The sequence below is a fragment of the Actinomadura sp. 3N508 genome, assembly GCF_044326375.1.
Lineage (GTDB): Bacteria > Actinomycetota > Actinomycetes > Streptosporangiales > Streptosporangiaceae > Spirillospora.
In genome coordinates this window covers 201,803-225,018 of sequence record NZ_JBIRAX010000001.1, presented here as the reverse complement: position 1 = coordinate 225,018, position 23,216 = coordinate 201,803, and the positions used below count along the sequence as shown (strand labels likewise).

Annotated in this window: 21 protein-coding genes; 17 read left to right on the top strand and 4 right to left on the bottom strand. The window is 71.6% G+C overall.

Annotation, left to right across the window (positions count from 1 at the left end):
• The first annotated feature begins 17 nt into the window (after positions 1–17).
• The 7 genes from ACH34S_RS00940 (at position 18) to ACH34S_RS00910 (ending at position 7,529) form a co-directional block, all read left to right on the top strand.
• Positions 18–962, top strand: a complete 945-nt coding sequence (locus ACH34S_RS00940) for a hydroxymethylglutaryl-CoA lyase (protein WP_395950408.1) — start codon at positions 18–20, stop codon at positions 960–962.
• A complete protein-coding gene (locus ACH34S_RS00935; protein WP_395950407.1) occupies positions 955–1,695 on the top strand; it encodes an enoyl-CoA hydratase/isomerase family protein in 741 nt (246 codons plus the stop codon). The genes ACH34S_RS00940 and ACH34S_RS00935 overlap by 8 nt, the downstream gene beginning before the upstream one ends.
• Positions 1,692–2,879, top strand: a complete 1,188-nt coding sequence (locus tag ACH34S_RS00930; protein ID WP_395950406.1) for a CaiB/BaiF CoA transferase family protein — start codon at positions 1,692–1,694, stop codon at positions 2,877–2,879. Before ACH34S_RS00935 ends, ACH34S_RS00930 begins: the two co-directional genes overlap by 4 nt.
• A gap of 2 nt (positions 2,880–2,881) precedes the next feature.
• Positions 2,882–3,676: an enoyl-CoA hydratase/isomerase family protein gene (locus tag ACH34S_RS00925; protein WP_395950405.1), complete on the top strand. Its 795-nt coding sequence runs from the start codon at positions 2,882–2,884 to the stop codon at positions 3,674–3,676.
• Positions 3,677–3,679: 3 nt separating this feature from the next.
• Positions 3,680–5,311: an AMP-binding protein gene (locus ACH34S_RS00920; RefSeq protein WP_395950404.1), complete on the top strand. Its 1,632-nt coding sequence runs from the start codon at positions 3,680–3,682 to the stop codon at positions 5,309–5,311.
• A 150-nt stretch (positions 5,312–5,461) separates the two neighbouring features.
• Complete coding sequence (locus ACH34S_RS00915) at positions 5,462–6,481, top strand: NAD(P)H-dependent flavin oxidoreductase (RefSeq protein WP_395950403.1); 1,020 nt, start codon at positions 5,462–5,464, stop codon at positions 6,479–6,481.
• Between the two features lie 163 nt (positions 6,482–6,644).
• Positions 6,645–7,529 carry an alpha/beta fold hydrolase gene (locus tag ACH34S_RS00910; RefSeq protein ID WP_395950402.1) on the top strand — a complete coding sequence of 295 codons (885 nt, stop codon included), beginning with the start codon at positions 6,645–6,647 and terminating at the stop codon, positions 7,527–7,529.
• Positions 7,530–7,585: 56 nt separating this feature from the next.
• Here the strand turns inward: ACH34S_RS00910 and ACH34S_RS00905 are convergent, their stop codons facing one another.
• Entirely contained in the window at positions 7,586–8,497 is a 912-nt protein-coding gene (locus ACH34S_RS00905) for an LLM class flavin-dependent oxidoreductase (protein WP_395950401.1), read from the bottom strand.
• 95 nt (positions 8,498–8,592) lie between these two features.
• Entirely contained in the window at positions 8,593–10,227 is a 1,635-nt protein-coding gene (locus tag ACH34S_RS00900; protein WP_395950400.1) for a carboxylesterase/lipase family protein, read from the bottom strand.
• Positions 10,228–10,814: 587 nt separating this feature from the next.
• Here ACH34S_RS00900 and ACH34S_RS00895 point away from each other — a divergent pair.
• The 10 genes from ACH34S_RS00895 (at position 10,815) to ACH34S_RS00850 (ending at position 20,019) form a co-directional block, all read left to right on the top strand.
• The gene (locus ACH34S_RS00895) at positions 10,815–12,704 is read left to right on the top strand and encodes a CocE/NonD family hydrolase (RefSeq protein ID WP_395950399.1); all 1,890 of its coding nucleotides are present in this window, start codon (positions 10,815–10,817) and stop codon (positions 12,702–12,704) included.
• 356 nt (positions 12,705–13,060) lie between these two features.
• Positions 13,061–13,342, top strand: a complete 282-nt coding sequence (locus ACH34S_RS00890) for a zinc ribbon domain-containing protein (RefSeq protein WP_395950398.1) — start codon at positions 13,061–13,063, stop codon at positions 13,340–13,342.
• 10 nt (positions 13,343–13,352) lie between these two features.
• The gene (locus tag ACH34S_RS00885) at positions 13,353–13,997 is read left to right on the top strand and encodes an AmiS/UreI family transporter (protein WP_395950397.1); all 645 of its coding nucleotides are present in this window, start codon (positions 13,353–13,355) and stop codon (positions 13,995–13,997) included.
• Between the two features lie 51 nt (positions 13,998–14,048).
• Complete coding sequence (fmdA, locus tag ACH34S_RS00880) at positions 14,049–15,296, top strand: formamidase (RefSeq protein WP_395950396.1); 1,248 nt, start codon at positions 14,049–14,051, stop codon at positions 15,294–15,296.
• 164 nt (positions 15,297–15,460) lie between these two features.
• Positions 15,461–16,264 (top strand): SAM-dependent methyltransferase, encoded by an 804-nt coding sequence (locus ACH34S_RS00875; protein ID WP_395950395.1) that lies wholly within the window; start codon positions 15,461–15,463, stop codon positions 16,262–16,264.
• A 128-nt stretch (positions 16,265–16,392) separates the two neighbouring features.
• Positions 16,393–17,379 carry a selenide, water dikinase SelD gene (selD, locus tag ACH34S_RS00870; protein WP_395950394.1) on the top strand — a complete coding sequence of 329 codons (987 nt, stop codon included), beginning with the start codon at positions 16,393–16,395 and terminating at the stop codon, positions 17,377–17,379.
• A 21-nt stretch (positions 17,380–17,400) separates the two neighbouring features.
• Positions 17,401–19,164: a selenocysteine-specific translation elongation factor gene (gene selB / locus ACH34S_RS00865; RefSeq protein ID WP_395950393.1), complete on the top strand. Its 1,764-nt coding sequence runs from the start codon at positions 17,401–17,403 to the stop codon at positions 19,162–19,164.
• A 34-nt stretch (positions 19,165–19,198) separates the two neighbouring features.
• Positions 19,199–19,303, top strand: a complete 105-nt coding sequence (locus ACH34S_RS00860) for a DUF397 domain-containing protein (RefSeq protein WP_395951412.1) — start codon at positions 19,199–19,201, stop codon at positions 19,301–19,303.
• Positions 19,304–19,349: 46 nt separating this feature from the next.
• A complete protein-coding gene (locus ACH34S_RS00855) occupies positions 19,350–19,538 on the top strand; it encodes a DUF397 domain-containing protein (RefSeq protein WP_395950392.1) in 189 nt (62 codons plus the stop codon).
• Positions 19,539–19,602: 64 nt separating this feature from the next.
• Positions 19,603–20,019 (top strand): DUF2809 domain-containing protein, encoded by a 417-nt coding sequence (locus ACH34S_RS00850; protein WP_395950391.1) that lies wholly within the window; start codon positions 19,603–19,605, stop codon positions 20,017–20,019.
• A 59-nt stretch (positions 20,020–20,078) separates the two neighbouring features.
• On the opposite strand, the gene ACH34S_RS00845 is transcribed toward ACH34S_RS00850, so the two are convergent.
• Both ACH34S_RS00845 and ACH34S_RS00840 read right to left on the bottom strand, forming a co-directional pair.
• Positions 20,079–21,881: a glycoside hydrolase family 9 protein gene (locus ACH34S_RS00845; RefSeq protein WP_395950390.1), complete on the bottom strand. Its 1,803-nt coding sequence runs from the start codon at positions 21,879–21,881 to the stop codon at positions 20,079–20,081.
• A gap of 178 nt (positions 21,882–22,059) precedes the next feature.
• A complete protein-coding gene (locus ACH34S_RS00840; protein ID WP_395950389.1) occupies positions 22,060–23,169 on the bottom strand; it encodes an acetamidase/formamidase family protein in 1,110 nt (369 codons plus the stop codon).
• Between the last annotated feature and the right edge of the window lie 47 nt (positions 23,170–23,216).

The window sequence follows — 23,216 nt, the reverse complement described above, 5'->3', positions numbered from 1 at the left end:
CTAGGAGGCGGACGCGCATGGCCGACCGCGCCACGATCTGCGAGTGCTTCGCCCGCGACGGGCTCCAGCACGAGTCTTCGCACGTCCCGACGGAGGTGAAGCTCGACCTGATCGGCTCCTTCGCCGACGCGGGCTTCACGCGGATCGAAGCGACCAGCTACAGCCACCCAGAGCGCGTTCCGGCCTTCCGCGACGCGAGCGAGGTGCTCGCGGGACTGCCCCGTCCCGCCGGTGTGGCCTACAAGGCGACCTGTCCGAATCCCCGTGCCGTGGAACGCGCCATCGCCGATCTGGACGCCGGGCACGGCGCCACCGAGCTCAGCCTGCTCGTGTCGGCCACCGAGTCGCACACGGAACGCAACATGCGCACCACCCGGGAACGGCAGTGGGCGCGGGTGACCGAAATGGTGCGGCTCGCCGCCGGGCGGTTCCGGCTCGTCGGCGTGATCTCCGTGGCGTTCGGCTGCCCCTTCGAGGGCGCCGTCGACCCCGGCGTGGTCGCCGCCGACGCGGCCCGGTTCGCCGACCTCGGCGTCGACATGATCACGCTCGGCGACACCACCGGCATGGCGACCCCGACCGCCGTCAGGAACATGTTCCGCCGGATCCCGTCGGGCGGGTCCGCGCCGCCGGTCGTCGCCCATTTCCACAACACGCGCGGTAGCGGGCTCGCGAACTGCGTCGCCGCGCTGGAGGCCGGCTGCCGCGACTTCGACAGCTCGCTCGGCGGCGTAGGCGGGCATCCCGCGCAGATCGAGTACGGCGGCGGCATGACCGGCAACGTCAGCACCGAGGACCTGGTGAACCTGCTGGAGTCCGAGGGCGTCGCCACCGGGCTCGACCTCGGCAAGGTCATGGCGGCGTCGGAGCGGTGCGAGCGGGCGCTCGGACGCCCGCTGCACAGCATGGTGGCCAGGGCCGGATGGGGCCTGGTCGGCGGAGAGGTGGCACAGAGTGGCTGAGTCCGAGGTGCTGATCGTCGAGGACCACGGCGCGGTCCGGGTGCTGCGGCTGAACCGTCCGGCCAAGCTCAACGCGCTGGACACCGCGCTCACCCGGGCCCTGTACGACGCGCTGCGCGCCGCCGACGCGGACGACGCCGTCCGGGCCGTCGTCCTCACGGGTGCGGGACGGGGCTTCTGCTCCGGCGCCGACCTGTCGGAGTTCGCCGGCCTGACGCCCGCCGACCAGCACGCCGTCATCCGCCGCGCCGAGCTGACGACCCGCGCGCAGATGATGCTCCAGCAGCTCACCAAGCCGATCGTCTCGGTGGTGCGGGGCCCGGCCATGGGCGGCGGGGCCGGGCTCGCGATCGGCTGCGACATGATGGTCGCGGCGACCGACGTGAAGTTCGGCTATCCGGAGGTGCGGCACTCGATCGTCCCGGCGATCGTGATGACCGGCCTGCAGCGCAACCTCGGCCGCAAGCTCGCCTTCGAGCTGATCAGCACCGGACGCGTCCTCGACGCCGCCGAACTCGGCGCCCTCGGCCTCGCCAACCGGGTCGTCGATCCCGCGGACGCCGAGAAGGCCGGCCTGGAGATCGCGTCCGGCTGGGCGGAGGTGAACCCGCTCGCGATGGCCGCCGCCAAGGACCTGTTCTACCGCGTCGCCGACCTGCCGTTCGCGGAGGCCATGCGGACCGGCGGCGACGTCAACACGATCATGCGGGGGTTCCGGGAGGCGGGCTCATGAGGCCCCTGGAGGGCGTCACCGTCGTCGACTTCAGCCGCGTGCTCGCCGGGCCGCTGGCCACCCAGGTCCTCGCCGACCTCGGCGCCGAGGTGATCAAGATCGAGCGGCCGGGCGGCGGCGACGAGTCCCGCAGCTTCGAGCCGCGGCTGCCTGGCGGCGAGAGCGCCTACTTCTTCGCCTTCAACCGGGGCAAGCGGTCGGTCACGCTCGACCTGCGGGCCCCGCGCGGGCAGGAGATCGCCCGCGACCTCGCCGCCCGCGCCGACGTGCTGGTGGAGAACTTCATGCCCGGCACCATGGACAAGCACGGCCTCGGCTACGACACGCTCGCCGCGCTCAACCCCGGCCTGGTCTACATCTCCAGCACCGGCTTCGGGCAGTCCGGCCCCTACGCGGACCGGAAGGGCTACGACACCGTCTTCCAGGCGCTGTCCGGGATCATGTCGCTGACCGGCCACCCGGACACGCCGCCCGCCAAGGTCGGCATCCCCGTCTCCGACGTGACGTCCGGGCTGTGGATCGTGATCTCCGCGCTGACCGGGCTCATGGAGCGGCGCGCCAGCGGGCGGGGCGGGCACGTCGACCTGGCGATGATGGACGTCCAGGCGAGCCTGCTGGCCCTCGCCGCCGCCCGGATCTTCGCCCTCGACGAAGACCCTGGACGCACCGGAACCGCGCATCTGGGGCGCGTCCCGTCGGAGGCGTTCCAGTGCGCGGACGGCGGCTGGCTGCACATCAGCGGCAGCGACCAGCACTGGGCCCCGCTGTGCGGGGTGCTCGGCCTGCACGAGCTGGCCGCCGACCCCGACCTCGCGGCCAACGAGGGACGGCTCGCGCAGCGCGAGCGGGTGAAGGCCGCGCTCGCCGCCGCCGTCGGCCGCCGGACCCGGGACGAGCTCGCGGACGCGCTGCGTGCCGTCGACGTCCCGGCGGGCGAGGTGAAGTCCGCGCGCGAGGCGCTCACCGACCCGCACCTCGCCGCCCGGCGCATGATCGGCCACTTCGACCACCCCACCGAGGGCAGGTTCCCCGCCCTGCGGACCCCGCTGCGCCTGGACGAGACCGAATACCCCGAGCCGGGCGTCCCGCCGCTGCTCGGAGCCGACACCGACGCCGTGCTGACCGGGCTGCTCGGCCTGGACGAGGCCGAGCTGGCCCGGCTACGCGAAGAAGGGACCATCTAGCGGTGAGCGACGAAGACCCGGTACTGGTGCACGAGGCCGACGACGGTGTCGCGCACGTCGTGCTCAACAGGCCGGACGCGCGCAACGCGCTGAACCTCCCCATGTGCCACGGGCTGAGCGAGGCGTTCGCGCGCCTGGACGCCGACGACGGCGTCGGGGCCGTCCTGCTGCGGGCGGACGGGCCCGCGTTCTGCGCCGGGGCCGACCTCAAGGAGCGCGAGGGCCGCGACGAGGCCTGGGTCCGGCGCCGCCGCCTCGCCTCGTTCGCCGCCTACGAGGCCATCGAGCGGTGCTCGAAGCCGGTGGTCGCGCTGGTGCACGGCGCGGTCGTCGGCTCGGGCGGCGAGATCGCCATGTCGTGCGACTTCGTCGTCGCCGCCGACGACACGACCTTCCGGTTCCCCGAGCCGCACTGGGGCACGGTCGGCGCCACGCAGCGGCTGCAGCGCGTCATCGGCAAGCGCCGCGCGAAGGAACTGCTGTTCACGGCCCGGACGATGCCGGTCGACGAGGCCGCCGCCGTGGGCCTGGTCGCGCGGACGGTGCCCGCCGCCGAGCTGCTGGCGGTCGGCGAGCAGATCGCCGCGACGATCGCGAGCGCGCCCCGGCTGGCGATGTCGCTGACCAAGCAGGCGATCGACCTCGGCTCGGAGACCGACCTGCCCAAGGGCATCCGGATCGAGATGGCGGCGATCGAGCGCTGCCTCGCGGACGGCGGCTGGCGCGGCGGCGTCGAGGACTTCGCCACCACCATGCGCGAGAGCCGGAGCCGCGCGGCGGCGCAGGAGGGGAGCTGACCGATGGAGCCGAGGCATGGCGCGCCGGACGGGGTGTGCCCGCTGACCGTCCACGAGGCGCTGCGCCGGGCCGCGACCATCGCGCCGGACGTCGAGGCGGTCGTCGCCTCGCACGGCCGCATCACCTACGGCGCGCTGGACGCGGAGGTCGCCGCCGTCCGTGCCGCGCTGTCGGCGGCGGGCGTCCGGCGCGGCGACCATGTGGCCGTCTGCCTGGGCAATAGCCCGGAATGGGTCGTGCTGTTCCTCGCGATCGGGTCGCTGGGGGCGGTGACCGTCCCGATCAACACCCGGTGGCGCCCGCCGGAGATCGCGTACGCGCTGCGGCAGTCGCGGTCCTCGCTGCTGTTCGTCGCCGACCGGTTCCTGAACATCGACTTCGTCGCCATGCTGCGCGAGATCTGCCCCGCCGTGGACGCCGGGCTGCCGGGCACCGACCTTCCCGACCTGCGGTCCGTGGTGGTCCTCGGCTCGGACGTCCCCGCCGCCGCCCGATCCTGGGAGGACTTCAGGGCGGGCGCCGCCGGCGGCCCGGTCGAGCCGTGCGGGACGCCCGATGACGTGCTGCTGATCCAGTACACGTCCGGGACGACGTCCCACCCGAAGGGCGTGCTGCTGACCCAGCTCAACATGTGCGGCGACGCGTTCTTCTCCGGTGAGCGGCTTGGGCTGCGCGCCGGAGACCGGTTCCACAGCGCACGCCCGTTCTTCCACGCCGCGGGCAGCACCCTGACCGTGCTGGCCTGCGTCCAGCACGCCGCCACGGTCGTGACCATGGACCGGTTCGAGGCCGGGGAGGCGCTGCGGCTGATCGAGGAGGAGCGCTGCACGCACTTCTCCGGCAACGACACCATCGCGCTGATGCTCCTGAACCACCCGGACCGTGCCAAGCGGCGGCTCGCCCTCCGGGGCGCGTGGGCGGCGGCGTCGCCCGCCGTCGTCCGGCGGATCATCGACGAGCTCGGCGCGGCCGAGTGCGTCGTCGGCTACGGGCTGTCGGAGGCGTCGCCGAACGTGGCGCAGTCGGCCTGGTGGGAGCCCGAGGACGTCCGCGCGAGCGGCCGGATGCTGCCCGAACCCGGCGTCGAGGTCCGCATCCACGACCCCGAGACCGGGCGCGACCTCCCGGCCGGGGACGTCGGTGAGATCTTCGTCCGGGGCTGGAACGTGATGCGCGGCTACTACGCCATGCCCGCCGAGACCGCGGAGGCGCTGTCCCCGGACGGCTGGCTGCGCACCGGCGACCTCGGCAGGCTCGGGGCCGACGGCCGTCTCGAGTTCGTCGGGCGGGCCAAGGAGCTGATCCGCGTCGGCGGCGAGAACGTCGCGCCCACCGAGGTGGAGGACGTCCTGCACGGCCATCCCAAGATCAAGCAGGCGGCGGTCGTCGGCGTCCCGGACGAGCGCCTGATCGAGGTGCCGTTCGCGTTCGTCGTCCTCGCGGCGGGCTGCACGGCCGAGCCGGCGGAGATCATCGCCTGGGCGCGCGAGCGCCTCGCCCGCTTCAAGGTGCCGCACCACGTCCGGGTGGTCGCGGGCTTCGAGGAGTTCGGCATGACGGCCAGCTCGAAAGTGCAGAAACGGCATCTCGCCGAACACGCCCGGCGCCTGCTCGACGGGGGGAGGGTCCGATGACCGGAGCGGAGCGAGGATCATCGGCCCGACCACCCGGGGGTCTGGGGGTCGCCCCCCGGAAGGGCAGGGTCCGATGACCGGAGCGGAGCGAGGATCCTCGGCCCGACCACCCGGGGGTCTGGGCGTCGCCCCCCAGAAGGGCAGGACCCGATGACCGAGGGCGCGCGGATCGAGACGGCGGTCACCCGGCTGCTGGGCTGCGACCTGCCGATCGTCCAGGCGGGCATGTCGTGGGCGTCGTCGGGCTCGGCGCTGCCGCTCGCGGTGTCGAACGCCGGCGGCCTGGGCGTGATCGGCGCCGGGCCGATGCGGCTACCCGACCTGGATCGTGCCATTCGCGAGGTCGCCGCCGGCACCGACCGCCCCTACGCGGTGAACCTGCCCCTGTACCGCAAGGGCGCGGAGGAGGTCATGGACCTGATCGCGGCCAGGCGCGTCCCGATCGTGATCGCGTCCCAGGGCGGCCCGCAACGCTACCTGCGGCGCTTCCAGGACCTCGGGACGATCTGCCTGCACGTCGTGTCCACCGAGGAGCACGCGGCCAAGGCGGTGGACGCGGGCGTCGACGGCCTCGTCGTCGTCGGCGCCGAGGCCGGGGGCCATCCGCCGCCCGGGCTCGTGTCCACGCTGGTCACGGTCAGGGCGGTGGCGCGGCGGTTCCGCGCGACGCCGATCATCGCGTCGGGCGGGTTCGCCGACGGGGCCGGGCTCGCGGCGGCGCTGTCGCTCGGCGCGGGCGCGGCGCAGTTCGGCACGAGGTTCCTCGCCAGCGCCGAATCGAACGTCCACCCCGCCTACAAGGAGGCCGTCCTCGCCGCCGGGACGGGCGACACCCGCACCGTGGGCCGCGGCCTCGGCGTGATCCGCGTCCTCGCCAATGACTTCGCCGACCGCATGGCGGAGCTGGAGAACGCCGGCACCGACCTGGAACTGCGCCGGGCCGAGTTCACCGCCTCCAGCCTGAAGGACGCGGCGGTCGGCGGCGACGTCGCGGGCGGCAAGGTCGAGCTGGGCCAGTCCGCCGGCCTGGTCGACGCGATCCTCCCGGCCGCGCGGATCGTCGCGCTGCTCGTCGAGGAGTACGCCGCCGCGCTCGGCCGCCTGCCGGAGGTGCGCCCGGCCCGCGACCGCCCCGACCATCCCGCGACGACCCCGCTTCCCGCCTGGTAACCCCACCTGCCCCCTAACCCGCTCAGCTCCCACCCAAGAACTCGGGGAAAGTCAGCCGACATCAAGATCTGGGAGGTCTTGGATGACGACCAACGACGACAGAGCCGAACGGGTAGCGTCCGTTCCGAGAATCGGGCGCAGAGGACTGCTGGGAGGTGCCACAGTGCTGGCCGCCGGCGGCGCGGTGTTCGGCGGCGGCGGCACGGCCGCCGCCGCGGGCGGAGCGAAGCAGCCACCACTCAAGATCATTCCCATTCCCGAGCAGGTCCCGGCCCGGGAGGGGTACGCCCCGGTGCCGGGCGGACGCCTCTGGTACTGGGACACCGGAGGCCGCGGCACCCCGATCGTGTTCATGCACCCGGGGAGCGGCAGCGGCGAGATCTGGCCCTACCAGCAGCCCTACTTCGCCAAGGCCGGGTACCGCGTCATCGGCTTCTCGATGCGCGGCAAGTACAAGTCGAGCGCGCCGGACCCGGACAACCCCGGAACCGGTGCGGACGACCTGCACACGCTTCTCCAGTTCCTCGGCATCGACCGGTTCCACCTCGTCGGCGTGGCCTACGGCGGCGGAGTGGCGCTCGACTTCGCGCTGACCCATGAGGAGCGGCTCCTCAGCTTCTCGATCAGCGGCAGCCTGACCAGCGTGACCAACCCGGACTACGTCGCCATGCTGCGGCGGCTCCGGCCCACGGGCTTCGGCGACATGCCGGCGTCCTTCATCGAGCTGGGGCCGTCCTACCGGGCGCTCAACCCGGAGGGGATGCACGCCTGGGAGGAGATCCACGACCGGGCCTCGCACAGCGACGTCGGGCAGCCGTACGCCACGAGCCCCACCTGGGCCGACGTCGAACGGCTGCGGGTACCGACCCTGCTGCTGTGGGGCGACGGCGACCTCTACAGCCCGCCGTCCGTGCAGCGGGTCATGGCGAGCCATTTCCGCAACGTGGAGACGGTCGTCGCCGACGAGTGCGGGCACGCCCCGCACTGGGAACGTCCCGACATCTACAACCCCGTCCTGCGCGGATTCCTGCGCAGGCATTCACGCTGACAACGCGCTAGTGCCGGGGAGCCCGATCGCGCCGCGGGCTCCCCGGCCCCGCTGTGTCAGTGCAGCTGCGGCATGACCTCGGCGGCGAGCCGCTCCATCTGCTCGGCGTCGTCGAAGAGCGGGGTGAAAAGGATCAGCTCCGCGCCCGCGTCGATCACCTCGCGCACTCCCCGGACGCATTCGGCGGCGCTGCCGAAGACGGCGACGGAGAGCAGGTCGTCCCGCCCGTAGAAGCGTTGCAGGGTGGCGGACGCCCTGGTGCGGGCGCGGTCGGCGTCGTCGTCCACCCCGATGTAGACGCGCTTGGCGATCTGGAAGCTCGCGGGGTCGCGCCCCTGCTCCGCGAGCGCCTCCCGCACGACGTCCATCTGGTCGGCGAACTGCGCGGCCGTCGCGGACCCGGCGCCGAAGAAGCCGTCGCCATGCCGGACGGCGCGCCGCAGCGCGTTCGGATGCCGGGCGCCGAACCACAACGGGGGATGGGGCTTCTGGAACGGCTTGGGCTCCATGGCGGCGCCGTCGAGCTGCCAGAAGCGCCCGTCGAAGGTGATGCGCGGGCGCGTCCAGCACGCCTTCATCAGCTCCACCCCCTCGGTGAACCGCGCGACGCGGCTGCCGGGATCGACGCCGAACGCCGCGAGCGCGGGGCCGGCGTTGCCGACCCCGACGCCGACGTCCACGCGGCCCCGGCTGAGCTGGTCGAGCGTGCTCAGGCTCTTGGCCAGGTGGGCGGGGCTGTGCAGGGTGCTCACGAACACCGCGCAGCCGAGCCGGATCCGCTCGGTGCACGCGGCGGCGTAGACCATCGTTTCGAGCGGGCTCGACCGGGACGCCGTCCCGAGGACCTGCTCCTGCGTCCAGGCGCCGTCGAACCCGAGCTCCTCGGCCCGCCGCACGAAGGCGCGGAACGCGGCCGGGTCGAACCCGCCGTCGGGAAGGTCCTGCGGAATGGAGATCGCGAAGCGCATCTCTCCCACTCTAACGATCATTCAGGCCCGCGACCAGGGGCGATGGCCGCTTCGGGCGCCGGCGAAAAGGCCGGCACCCGAAGCGGGATCGGTGGTCAGCGGTTGTAGGGGGTGAGCCGGTCCCAGAAGTCGCAGTGGTGCTGGCGTCCGATCTCGCGGGTCAGCTCACTGTCGCCCGCCGGGGCGAGGGACATCACGTCCGGGGCGCGGCTGGTGAAGCGCGGCCACAGGGGCGCGCCCTTCACGGTCGGGTTTCCGGTGTGGGCGAAGCCCGTCCACTGCGCGGTGATCTGCGCGCCGAACGCCTTCTGGTTGGGGGACAGGGTCGCGCCCGGACGGGGCGACAGGAACTGGTTCAGCAGGACGTGGAACGCGCCGTTCGGCTTGGTCTGGTCGAGGAAGCTCGCGGGCGGGGCGTCGGAGTTGTCGGACTGGTAGGCGAACACGGTCAGGTGGCGCGACATCCGCCGGTGGTTGAGCAGGGACGGGCAGACCGAGTTGGAGTCGGCGACGATCGTCCGGTAGGCGATGAACGCGGACGGGTCGGGGAAGCGGTCCAGCGGGTATCGGGCGAACACCTGGGGGGCGTAGCGGCCGTACTGCTCGCGCACCATCCGCCGGTAGTCGGCGGGCGTGTCGGCGGAGGCGAGCTGGGTCTCGTCGCGGTCCACGCCGTGGATGAGCGTGACGTCGTTGACGCGTCCGGTCGCGAACGCCTGCCCCATCGACATGGTGAGGGTCTTGCCGTCGACGATCGGCCCGATCGTCCCCTGGTCGGGGCCCATCCCGTTGCCGGACTTGTCGAGCAGCGTCTGCACCGGCACCCGGCGCAGGCAGGCGGCGGTGTCGGCGGCGTCGCCGCAGCCGACGGCCGCCGCGAAACGGTCACCGGTCCGGTGCGCCTGCTCCGCGGTGGGCAGTACGGACTTGCAGTCCTGCGGCTGCCAGGAAGTGTTGGTGGTGCCGAGCAGTGAGTTGTATTCACCGCTCTGCGAGATCCCCTTGTGGAACAGCCCCTTCGCGGTGGGGGAAACGGTGTTGGCGCAAACACTCGATCCGCCGGCGGACGCCCCGTAAATGGTCACATTGCCCGGGTCGCCGCCGAATTTCGTGATGTTCCGCTGCACCCAGCGCAGCGCCGCCTGCTGGTCCTGGAACGCGTAGTTGCCCGAGTTGCGGCCCAGGTCCCGGTGCGCCATGAATCCGAAGATGCCGAGCCGGTAATGCACCTCCACCGAGATGACGTTCCCGGACCGGACGAGGTGGCTCCCGTCGGCGGGCGTCCCGAACCTGAAGCCGCCGCCGTGGATCTGGACCATGACCGGCAGCCGCTTGGCACCGGCGTTCTCCGGCGCCCGGACGTTCAGGTTCAGGCAGTCCTCGTTGGTCGACCCGGCGCCGAGACCGTCCGCCTGCGGGCAGTTGGTGCCGCGTTCGGTGGCCGGGAACGTCGAGGTCCAGGCGGGTGCGGGCTGGGGCGGCGCCCAGCGGAGGCCGTCGACCGGAGGGGCGGCGTACCGGATCCCGAGCCAGGACGCGACGCCGTTGGAGACCGTCCCGCACACGGGTCCCTTGTCGGTCTGGACGGTGGTGCCCGGCGCGCATTCGGCCGCTTCGGCATGGGTCGTGGATTGCGGTGAGGTGCGGGCCTCGGACGCGGGGGCGGTGAACATCATCGCCGCGGCGACGGCCGCGGCGATGGCGGGCCATCGGAGTTTCTTCGGCTCCATGCCGACCTTCTCTCTCGCGCGGGGGAATGGACGGCGCCGCCGACGGAATGGACGGCGCCGTGATCGCGGGAAGTCGGCCACGCCACCGAAAACGGCAATGCGCCCGGACGCTCTCTGTCCGGACGGGTGGCGTGACGAGCGGGGAACGGATCTGTTTCTCGGGGGCCGGCGGCGGCAGCAGCGCCTTTACTTCTGCCGGGGGTGCGTGCGCACGATGATCACGGATTGATCGAAGATTAAGTTGGCGTTCTGGAGCCGGATAGAGTCCGGTGCCGCCGCGGTCGGTCAATGGGCACGTGGGAGCGCCGACCGGCGCGGGCCGGTCGGTGAGCGGTCGGATCCCTGCGACGGACGGTCGTTCGGCCCCGAATTTTCTCTCCCGTCACACGCTCAACCGACAGATCGGAACAATCCCGGCAAATCCCACGGTTCATCGCGCGTTCCCGACCGCTCGCCGCAGCCGCCCCCGATGCTCGACGCGCCCGCCCGGTTGTTCGCCGCAGCCGTCCCCCGGCCCTCCTGACCAGGTCACCTGATCATGTGATGCTCCGCCCGACGGCGTCGAAGATCGGCCGAAGGGATGCGGGATGAGATCAAGACGGCGTACCACCAGAACAGCCGGAGGGGTCAGACCGGCCGGAGCGGGCCGGGTCCGGAGGCTGTCGCTCGGGGCGGCGGTCGTGGTGCTGGCCGGTGCGGCGGCGGCCCCCGGGGCCAGCGCCGCCGGCGGCGCGGGAGCGGCGGCGGGCGAGAAGTGCGAGTTCACCGTCCAGCGGGACGTCCCCACCACCATGCGGGACGGCACCGTCCTGCGCTCCAACGTGTTCACCCCGAAGGGGAAGGAGAACTTCCCGGTCATCCTGATACGGCTGCCCTACAACAAGGATCGCGCGGAGAACATCTTCTACGCCGACCCCGACTTCTACGCGGCCGCGTGCTACATGGTCGTCTCGCAGGACGTCCGCGGGCAGTACAAGTCGGACGGCACGTTCTACCCCTACCGCGACGAGGCCACCGACGGCTACGACACCATCGAGTGGGCGGCGCGGCTGCCGCACTCTAACGGCAAGGTCGGCATGTACGGGTTCTCCTATCCGGGGCTGACGCAGTGGCTCCCGGCGACCCTCCGCCCGCCGCACCTGGTCACCATCGTCCCGGCGTTCACCTCGGCCGACGCCTACGACGGGTGGACGTACGAGGGCGGCGCGATGTACCAGTCGTTCACCCAGGACTGGCCGCTGTTCTCCCTGGCCAACAGTGCCGTCGACCGCCTCCCGGACGGTCCGAGGCTGAGCGCGGAGATGAGCCAGGCGTCCCGCGACCTGTTCCGGAAGTGGTACTGGTCGCTGCCGCTGAAGAAGTGGCCGCCGCTGTATCCCGAGGACGAGCGCGTCGCCCCGTACTACTACGACTGGGTCAAGCACCCCAGCAACGACGCGTACTGGAAGCGCTGGAGCATCCGCGACCGGCACTCGCAGGTCACCGTCCCGTCGCTCAACTACGGGGGCTGGTACGACATCTTCGCCGACGGGACGGTCGAGAACTTCGCCGGGATGCGCGCCAAGGGCGGATCCCGGACCGCCCGGGAGGGCGCGAAGCTGCTGATGGGCCCGTGGACGCACGGCAGCTCCGGCCGCCGGACGGGCGCGCTCGACTTCGGCCCGGAGGCCGTCGTCTCGATCGAGGAGGTCCAGCTCCGCTGGTTCGACCACTGGCTCAAGGGCGAGCGCAACGGCGTGGACAGGGACCCCGCCGTGAAGATCTTCGTGATGGGCGCGAACAAGTGGCGGACGGCGGACGCCTGGCCGATCCCCGGCACCGACTACACCACGTACTACCTGCACAGCAACGGCGACGCGAACACGCTGACCGGCGGCGGCACGCTCACCACCGCCCGCCCCGCTAAGGAGGCGGCCGACCGCTACCGCTACGACCCGGAGAACCCGGTGCCGAGCTTCGGCGGCCGGTTCCAGAGCTCCGTGCCCGGCGGGCCCCAGGACCAGCGGGTCATCGAGCAGCGGCGCGACGTCCTCGTCTACAGCACCCCGCCGCTTCAGAAGGACACCGAGGTCACCGGCCCGATCTCGGTGACGCTGTACGCCTCGTCGTCGGCGCGCGACACCGACTGGACGGCGAAGCTCACCGACGTCCACCCGGACGGCAGCTCGATGATCGTCCGGAACGGGATCCAGCGGGCCCGGTACCGGGTGTCCCTGGAGCGCCCGTCGCTGATCCGTCCCGGGAAGGTCTACAAGTACACGATCAAGCTGTGGCCGACCAGCAACCTGTTCAAGGCGGGCCACCGCATCCGGCTGGAGGTCTCCAGCAGCAACTTCCCGATGTTCGACCGCAACCCGAACACCGGCCGCACGTTCGGCACCGACACCAGGACGAAGGTCGCCGACCAGACCATCTACCACGACGCCGAGCACCCGTCCTCGATCACCCTCCCGATCATGCCGAGCCCGGTCGGCTGACCGTCCGGCACAAGATTCACGTTAGAACTATTCCTGTAGACAGTACTTAGGGTCCGAACGACCGGCCCGTCCCGCGCGCCCCCGCTCGCGCCGATCCGCACCGCCGGGGGCGCGCGGGACGTTCGTGCACGCACCTCCCGATGCCCACGACACCACTCGACGTCCCGTAACACGACGTCATCAAGCCGCAGCAGCCCGCACTCCGTGACCCGCTCCAGGCTCGCGGTGCCGAATCCTCGCCGCGGCGGGGTTTCTCGCCCTCGGATCGGGAAGACTCGGATCACATCATTGACGGATGCTTCCGAAAGAAATACTTTCTTCAGAAAGTAAGCAAATGGGCAGCCGGGAGGCCCGTCATGGTGACCTATCAATACCGCTGCGCGCGCTGCGGTCCCTTCGACGTCGCGCTGCCGATGGGCGGGGCACGCCCCGAGCAGCGCTGCGACCACTGCGACGGCACCGCCCGCCGCGTGTTCACGGCCCCGTCGCTCACCCGTCCCGGCGCCTCGCTCACGCGGGCGCTGGACGCCCAGGAGGCCAGCCGGTACGAGCCGCAGGTGGTGAAGGCGGCGCCTCCGGCCGAGCGCCGTCCCGCCCCGCCGTCCGATCCGCGCCACGCGCTGCTACCGCGGCCCTAAGGGGGATCTCATGGCAAGCGTGGGCCTGCTCTACGTCGGCGCGGTGCTCTTCGTCAACGCGGTGATGCTGCTCGGACGCGTCGACCCGAAGGCCGCGGGCGTGCTGAACCTGTTCGTGGGCGCGATGCAGGTCGTGTTCCCGACGATCCTGCTGATCCAGGCGGGTACCGACACCGCGGCGATCAGCTTCGCGGCCGGCATCTACCTGTTCGGCTTCACCTACCTCTACGTCGGCATCGGCAACCTCGCCGGCATCGACTCCACCGGCGTCGGCTGGTTCTCGCTGTTCGTGTCCGTCTCGGCGATCGTCTTCGCGGCGGTGAACTTCTTCGACGTCAAGGACTACCCGTTCGGGGTCATCTGGCTCTCGTGGTCCTTCCTGTGGTTCCTGTTCTTCCTCCTCCTCGGGCTCAAGCGGGCGGAGCTGAACGACTACACCGCATGGGTGACCCTCGCCAACGCGCTGGGGACGACGACGCTCCCCGCGTTCCTGCTGCTGACCGACAACTACTCCAGCGCGGGCAAGTACGCCGTGATCTGGGCGGTCTGCACCGTCGTCATCGTCGTCGGCCTGTGGCCGCTGACCCGGCGCGGAAGCACGGGCACGGGCGGAACCGCGCCCGCCGGGCCCGCCGAACGGGCCACCGGAACCTGACCGCCGACCGCACTTCAACAAGTTCAAGGCACCAAAACTGGGAGGGCACTCATGCCAGAAGTCGTGTTCAGCGTCGACCAGGCCCGGTCGATGCGCGACCAGAACGTTCCCGGCCACAACCGGTGGCACCCGGACATTCCCGCGGCGGCGACCGTCCGTCCGGGCGCCGAGTTCCGGGTGGAATGCCGGGAGTGGACGGACGGCCAGATCGGCAACAACGACTCCGCGAACGACGTCCGCGACGTCGACCTGCAGCCTTGCCACATGCTGAGCGGGCCCATCGCCGTCGAGGGCGCCGAGCCGGGTGACCTGCTCGTGGTCGACATTCTCGACCTCGGTCCCGTCCCGCAGGAGACCGGGCCGAAGCCCGGGCAGGGCTGGGGCTACACGGGGATCTTCGCCAAGCAGAACGGCGGCGGCTTCCTGACCGACTACTACCCGGACGCCTACAAGGCGATCTGGGACTTCCACGGCCAGCAGGCCACCTCGCGGCACATTCCCGGGGTCAGGTTCACCGGCATCACGCACCCCGGGCTGTTCGGCACGGCGCCGTCCGCCGAGCTGCTGGCCAAGTGGAACGCCCGCGAGCAGGCGCTCATCGACACCGACCCGAACCGCGTGCCGCCGCTCGCGCTGCCGCCCCTCGTGCCCGGGACACTCGCGGGCCCGCTCACCGGCGACGCGCTGGCCAGGGTCGCCGCCGAGGGCGCCCGGACCGTCCCGCCGCGCGAGAACGGCGGCAACCACGACATCAAGAACTTCACCCGCGGCGCCCGCGTGTTCTACCCGGTGCACGTGGCGGGCGGCATGCTGTCCGGCGGCGACCTGCACTTCAGCCAGGGCGACGGGGAGATCACCTTCTGCGGCGCCATCGAGATGGGCGGCTACATCGACTTCCACGTCGACCTCATCAAGGGCGGCATGGAGAAGTACGGCGTGACCACCAACCCGATCTTCATGCCCGGCAACGTGGAGCCGCGCTACTCCGAGTTCGTGTCGTTCATCGGCATCTCCGTCGACCACGACACCAACACCAACTACTACAACGACGCGACCATCGCGTACCGGAACGCGTGCCTGAACGCGATCGAGTACCTCAAGACGTTCGGCTACAGCGGCGAGCAGGCCTACCTCCTGCTCGGCGCCGCACCGATCGAGGGACGCGTCAGCGGCGTGGTCGACATCCCGAACGCCTGCTGCTCGCTCTACCTGCCGACCGAGATCTTCGACTTCGACATCCGCCCGACGGCCGACGGCCCGCGCCGCGCCGACCGCGGCCAGTGCGCCGTCTCGTCCTGACCCCGGAACCGCAGCGCGGCCCGCGCCGGCCGCCGCTGCCCTGACCGCCCGTGGCGGCCCGGCCACACTCGCCCCGCAGGCGACCGGGCCGCCACGGCGCGTTGCCACGGCGCCATGGTCCGCCGCCGCTGGACGAGCGCCGCGAGCGAAGGCAGGATCGGCCCATGCCGCCGATGCCGTCCATGCCGGACGAGCCAGACCTGCAGACCGACCGTCCGCATTCAGCCCGCGTCTACAACTACATCGTCGGCGGCACGGTGAACTACGCCGCCGACCGCGAAACGGCCGCGAAAGCGCTGGAGGGCTGGCCGGGGCTGCGCACCTCGATGCTCGCCAACCGCGCCTGCATGCAGCGGATGGGCCGCCACTTCGCCGGGCTGGGCATGCGCCAGTTCCTCGACGTCGGCGCGGGCATCCCGGCCTCGCCGAACCTGCATGAGGTCGTCCAGGAGACGGCGCCCGACGCGCGCGTCCTCTACGTGGACAACGACCCGATCGTCCTCGCCCACGCGCGTGCCCTGCTGACGAGCACCCCCGAGGGCCGCACCGCCTACGTCCAGGCCGACATGCGCACCCCGGACGCACTCTTCGCCGACCCCGTCCTCCACGAGACCCTCGACCTCACCCGCCCGGTCACCCTCACCGTGATCGCGATGCTCCAGTTCGTGGAGGACGCCCAGACCCTGGTGGACGCCCTCGTCGCGCCGCTCGCCCCCGGCAGCCACATCGCGCTCACCGTCCCCACCGCCGACCTGGCCCCCGAGTCCCGGGACCTAGCCCGCGAGTACACGCGCAGCGGCATCCCCATGTACCTCCGCGACCGCGCCGAGGTCGAACGCCTCCTCACCGGCCTGGACCTCCTCGCCCCCGGCGTCGTCCCGATGCCCCGCTGGCACCCCGCCCCCGGCGACGCCCCCCTCCCGAACACCGCCACCAACATGTACGCCGCCGCAGCCCGCAAGCCCTAGCCACCCGCGGCGGCGCGCACGGGCGCAACGTGAATGTGACCGGGTGGGGCGAGTCGAGCACCCGGTTGCGGGAAGCGTGCAGATGCCGGCGACGGCCTGATACGGCAACCGACAGAGGGGCGGGGACGATGCTCGACGGACGGCGGCTCACCCAGTACGCGCACGGCGGCGGCTGCGCCTGCAAGATCCCGCCGGGCGAACTGGAAGAGGTGGTGGCCGGCCTCGGCGCCCCCGGCTCCGCCGACCTGATCGTCGGACTGGACTCCGGTGACGACGCGGCCGTGGTCCGGATCTCGGGCGACACGGCGGTGGTGGCGACGGCGGACTTCTTCACCCCCGTCGTCGACGACCCGTACGACTGGGGCCGGATCGCCGCGGCCAACGCACTGTCGGACGTGTACGCGATGGGCGGCCGCCCGCTGGTGGCGGTGAACCTGCTGGCCTGGCCGCGCGAGGTCCTGCCGTTCGAGCTGGCCCGGGAGGTGCTGCGCGGCGGACGGGACGTCGCCGTCCTCGCCGAGTGCCACATCGGCGGCGGCCACAGCGTGGACGACCCCGAACCCAAGTACGGCATGGCCGTGACGGGCATCGCCGAGACCGCCCGCCTGCTGCGCAACGACCGTGGCCGCCCGGGCCTGCCGCTCTCGCTGACCAAGCCGCTAGGGCTGGGCGTCCTGAACAACCGCCACAAGGCGACCGGCGAGGTGTTCGAGCAGGCGATCGCCGTCATGACAGAACTCAACAAGGACGCCGCCGACGCCGCGCTGAAGGCCGGCGCGACCTGCGCGACCGACGTCACGGGCTTCGGCCTGCTGGGCCACCTGCACAAACTGGCCCGCGCCTCAGGTGTCTCCGCGGTGATCGACGCCGGGGCGGTGCCCTACGTCGACGGCGCGCGGGAGGCGGTCCGCGACGGCTACGTCAGCGGCGGTACCCGCCGCAACCTCGACTGGATCGCACCGCACACCGACTTCGGCTCCGCCGGCGAGGACACCCGCCTGCTGCTCGCCGACGCGCAGACGTCCGGCGGCCTGCTGGTCGCGGGCGAGGTGCCGGGCGCACCGATCGTGGGGGAGCTGATCCCGGCCGGAGACCACAGCCTCGTCATCCGCTGAGGACCGGGGTAGGACGGGAACATGCACGTGATCGCCACCGCCGGGCACGTCGACCATGGCAAGTCCACGCTGGTCAGCGCGCTCACCGGAATGGAGCCCGACCGCCTGGCCGAGGAACGCCGCCGCCGGCTGACCATCGACCTGGGGTTCGCCTGGACGGACCTGCCGGGCGCGGGCGAGGTCGCGTTCGTGGACGTCCCTGGACACGAGCGGTTCGTCGCCAACATGCTCGCCGGGGTGGGCCCGGTGCCCGCCGTCCTGTTCGTCGTCGCCGCCGACGAGGGCTGGATGCCGCAAAGCGCCGAACACCTGGAAGCCCTGGACGCACTAGGCGTATCTCACGGCGTCCTGGTGGTCACCCGCTCCGACCTGGCCGACCCGGCACCGGCGATCGAGGAAGCGCGAGCATGGATGTCCGAGAGCACCCTCCGCGACATCCCCGCAGTCGCCGTAAGCGCGGTCACCGGTGAGGGCCTGGACGACGTCCGCAAGGCCATCACCGCCCTGGTCACGGCCCTACCGGCACCCGACACCACCGCCCCCATCCGCCTGTGGGCCGACAGATCATTCACCATCCACGGCGCGGGCACCGTCATCACCGCCACGCTGGGCGCGGGCACGATCAGGGTCGGCGACGAACTCCTCAACACCGAAGGAAGAGCCGTCCGAGTACGCGGCATAGAGGCCCTGGGCAACCCGCACGACCAAGTGGCCGCCACCGCCCGGGTCGCGCTCAACCTGCGAGGCGTTGACCGCTCCGAAGTCCCGCGCGGGCTGCCCCTGCTCACCCCCGCCGCCTGGCGAATGGCGGGCTCGGCCGACGTGCAGCTGCGCCCGACGTCCTCGGCCCCACTCCCCGAACGGCTGATCATGCACATCGGCACCGCCGCCGTCCCGTGCCGGTTGCGCCCGCTCGGATCCGAGCACGCCCGGCTGCGCTTCGATCGCCCGCTGCCGCTGCGCTACGGCGACCGCGCCGTCCTCCGCGACCCCGGACGCCGCCGGATCGCCGCCGGACTGATCGTCCTGGACGTCGACCCACCCCCGCTGACCAGGCGCGGCGCAGCCAGGTCCCGGGCCGCCGAGCTGTCGGGAATGCGCACGGCGGACGACGTGGCGTCCGCCCACCTCCGCCGGGGCCTCCGCCGCACCGCAGACCTGGCCGCGATGGGCCTCCCGACACAAGGCGCCCCTCGCCACGCCGACTGGTGGACGACCGACGAACGCTGGGCCGAGTACGCGGCAGAGCTGGCCAAAGCCGAACGCCACCATCGAAACAGCCACCCCCTGGAGCCCGGCATGCCAGTGGCCGCCGCCGCCCGCCGCCTGGGCATCGACCCGGCCCTGATCCCCGAACTCGCCAAGGCCGCCGCCCTCACCTGCGAATCAGGACTGCTCACCCCACCAGACCTCGCCCCAGGGCTTCCCGCGGCGCTCGAAAAGGCCGTCCAGCAGCTGGAACGCGACCTGGCCGCCAACCCTTTCGGTGCCCCGAACGCCGACCGCCTGACCGAGCTGGGCCTGGGCAACACCGAGCTGGCCGCCGCCGAACGCGTAGGCCGCCTGCTGCGCATCGCGCCCGGCATCGTCCTGCTTCCGGACGCCGACCGCCGCGCCCTAACCGTCCTGACCGAGCTGCCTCAGCCGTTCACCTTGAGCGACGCTCGCCAGGCCATGGGCACCACCCGCCGCGTGGCCGTCCCGCTCCTGGAACTCCTGGCCGCCCGAGGCATGACCCGCCGCACCGAAGACGGCGAACACGAAACCCTCACCCCACCCGACTGATCGGCTCACTCTTCCCCGGCAACTCGACGCGGGTATCGGCGTACGAGACATAAAAGCCCCTCACGGCGGCCATCTCACCCTCACCTCGCAGGCGTGGGCAATCTTCATCGCCCACGTGCAATCTGGACGCTACGACTAATAGCCGACAGCGGTGGGGAGGTGGCCGAGCTATGGACATTCGTGACATGGCTCCTGTCGCATGGCGCATGAGCAGCCATAGCGGGGCGGACGGCAACTGTGTCGAGGTCGCCGATCTGGACGTGAGCGTCGGCGTGCGGGACAGCAAGGCGCCGCACGGAGGCCACCTCACTCTCGCCCCGCGGGAGTGGGCCACCTTCATCTCCCAAGCACGGGCCGGACGCTACGACTCGTAGCCGGGGCCCGCGGTCCTGCTGCGGCCCGTCGATGGTCAGCCGCGCGGCCACTTATGATTGCGCGATGTCGCTCGCGGTGCGCTGGACTCGGCTGTTGATGGTGCTCTCGGCGGTCGGCCTCGCGGGCGCGGCCTATGCGGCCCGCGCCGCGATGGACGGGCCCATCGACCAGTACTCGGGCGCCGCCTTCTCCGCGGCCATCGTCTACACGATAGTGATCTTCATAAGGCCGCCGATCTCGCCACTACCGGCGGGCGGCGCCGCGGTCGCGTACTGCTGGTTCATCGAGTTCGCGCAGCTCACCCCCATACCCGGGGCACTTTCTCAGCGCAACTGGCTCGCGCGCCAGCTGCTAGGCGCGCAGTTCGACCTCGTCGACGTCGCCTGGTACCCCATCGGCGTCATCCCTCTGGTCGCCGTGCATTGGATTCTCCGGGCCCGCACACGCTCCCAGACAGACCCCGCCCCCGCCCTCACATGATGACTGTGGAATTGCCCTGCCCGGCAGGCATTCCCAGGGCGGTTGCCGGTGAATCGCCGTCAGCCGAGGGCTACGGCGTTCAGGTACCAGCTTGTGTGGGGGAGCCATTGCTCGCCCCAGCGCCAGTCGTCGTCCTTTCCGGTTTTGGCGAAGCCGTGGTCCCAGAGAATGCCGCTGCCGTCGTCGTTCTTGCCGGTGATGCCGTTGACGATGCCGCCGGGCGTCTGCAGGAACTGCCAGGACCCCAGCCACAGGTACTCCGGGTTGTTGCGTCCGGAGCCGTCGAGCATGCAGACGTCGTAGGGGTTTGCGCCGAGGATCCAGTTGAGCTGGTCCGCTGCGTACGCGCGCAGCCTTGTTGCGAACGCCCGGTCTTCGGGGAACTGGCGTGCGGTCAGGCGCGCCGCAGTGGCCAGGGAGGCTATACGCGCGTTCTCGCCTTGCCACCATTGGTCCCTGGAGCGCGGCGTCACGTTGTGGGGGAAGAAGAACTGGGCGGCGCGGTTGCCGTCCTTGTCCTGGACGAGCTGCCGCGCGTAGCCGAACGGGTTGCGCACGGATGAGGTGACCGACAGCTCCCACTGCATTGAGCGGCGTACGGCGTCTAGTGCCTGGTCGGCGGTGCGGCCTTCGGCGATGCCCGCGTAGGTGAGCAGTGCGACGACGGGGAGGCCGGCGTCGGACGGGTGGAAGTACGGGCGGTCCTTGTCGTCCGCTCTCCAGTAGTCGTTGTGGCCGTTCCAGGAGACCAGGCGGGAAGACAGATTTGCTGCGCGTTTGTCGGCGCTTGCCTTGTAGGTCGTGTCTTTGGTGGCGCGGTACAGTTCGACCGCGGCTAGTAGGGCGTTGTAATCGTCCTGGATGTTTTCCTTTCCGTCGTTGGTCAGGCGGACGTTGTTGACTTCGAGGTAGGCGAAGGCCTGCTTGGCGGCTGACAGGTATTCGGCGTTGTCGTAGTCGCCGGAGACTTCGTGGGTGCTTGCGATGGCCAGGGCGGCTATCGCTACTCCGCCGCCCTCGCGGTAGTTCACCTGGGCGGTGCTGAGGGTTCGTTTGACCGGGTCTTTCGGCGGACCTGGCTGGTTGACCGTGCTGTAGAAAGACTGGCCGGGGACGTGGACGCGGCGGAGGTAGTCCGCGCCGTAGAGGCCCTCGTCCTGGAGCCAGGTGCGCAATTGGGTGAAGTTCTCGTCTTTTCGGGCGGTTAGCTCCCGGTGGGAGACCAGGAGCGACCAGGCGGTGAGGGGGAGCTGGAGAGTGTTGAAATAGGAGAGTGCGGACAGCTGGGTGAAATGCTTGCCGAAATCGCCGGACGCGTCGTACCAGCCGCCGTGCGCGTCGTAGGTCTTTCCGGTGTCGCCCAGTGGTAGGCGGCGGTCGAATTTGTCGTACTGGCCGGAGCATCGCCAGCCCTTGAAATGGCGGACGACGTGCGCGAGCGTGTACCGCTCCAGCACCGTGGCCTCGATCTTGAACTGTGCCGACCGGGCCGAGCCGATGGTGAGGTGGTAGTCGCCGGGACGGTTCACGCGGGAGAAGTCGGCGGTCCAGTAGGTGCGGTCGTCCCAGTCCTCGACGGCGCCGGCATTGTCGAGCAGGCCGGTGTGGACGGTCTGGCCGGTGGCGGCGTCGATGAGCTGGAACGCCTCCGGGGCCTGCGCCGAGGTGACCACCGCGCGCTTCGGCCCGGCGGGGTCGAACCCCACGTTGTTGAGGAGGATCCGCGTCGTCGCGTCGCTTCGGCCCGGCGGCGCCGCGGCCCTGGCCTCCGCCCGCGGCGCCAGGACGGAGGAGGCCGTGAGCCCGGCTCCGGCCGTGGCCGCGCCGATCAGGAAGCGCCGGCGATCGTGTCCTGCGGTCATGCTCGCACCACCTTGGGTCGCTGTCGCCCCCGATGCCTTCACCCGTCCGCCCGCTGGTTCGCCGACGGCATCTCGAACCCTCAGTGATCTTGCGGGCATGGTCAAGAGAAGTGCGGGACGGGGTCGGGCGGCGGTCAGCGGGGCCCGGTGGGCGGTGGACGGCGTCCGGTGGGCGGTGTCAGGAGGTCTCGAAGATGTCCAGGGGCAGGAACGCCGAGACCAGGACGCTCGGTGGGTTCACCAGCTGGCTGATCCTGAGGTCCACGGCGACGCTGCAGATGGCGTACGCCTGCTGCCGGGTCCAGCCGCGTTCGCCGAGGTGGTCGATCATGTTGAGCAGGGCGTTGCGCGTGGCGAGCCTCAGGTCCTCCGACACCACCGTGCCGCCGTCCCGGCTGACCGGCATGCCCGTCGTGGCGTAGAACGGGCGCGGCGCCGCGTGCTCCGGGGCCGTCCGGGAGAACCTCGGGGACGTGATGCCCTTCTCGCGCGCCGCGCCCTTGTCGACGGTGAACCGCACCCGCAGCGTCGCCCTCATCTCGATGGCCGTCCCGCACACCTCGCCGTCGCCCTGCGCGAAATGCGCGTCGCCCGCGCTGAACAGGGCACCGGGGGCGTCGACCGGGAGGAACAGGCTGGTCCCGGCGGTGAGCTGCTTGATGTCGATGTTGCCGCCCTGCTCCCTCGGCGGGATGGTCCGCAGGCCCGTGGCGGCGATCTCCGGGTCGGACGGCACCGCGCCCCCGGCAGACGGCGGGATGACCACGCCGCCGCCGTCCAGCGCCGCCTGCTCCCGCGCGGTGATCCGGCGCAGCGCGCCCGGCCCCGGCGCGAGGCCGATCGTGCCCATGAACGGCGCGCCGGGGACGCGGACGCCGGGCAGGTCCTCCGAGGTCGCCCAGCCGTCCGCGATCGCCCAGCGCACCAGGTACGGCTCGGGGAACTCCTCGCTCAGGAAACCGAGCCCCGGCGCCTGCGCGGTGAACCCGAACGTGTCCGGTGCCACGTCGAGGATCTCCACCTCCAGCAGGTCGCCGGGCTCGGCTCCCTCCACGAACACGGGGCCGGTCAGCGGGTGGACCACGCTCAGGTCGGCGGCGGCCACGTCCTTTGCCGTGCTGGACGGGCTGAACTGCCCGTCGAACGCGTCCCGCGTTCCCATGACGACCTCGTCGCCGGGGGCGCAGCGCGCCACCGGCGGGATGCCGGGATGCCAGCGGTTGTGGCCCGTGCCGGGGTCCTCCCGCAGCGGCCTGGCGGGGTCGATCCGAATTTCATGGACGGCCATCCCGCCACTCTCCTCACACCGGCACAACGATGATCGGAGGTTTCCGC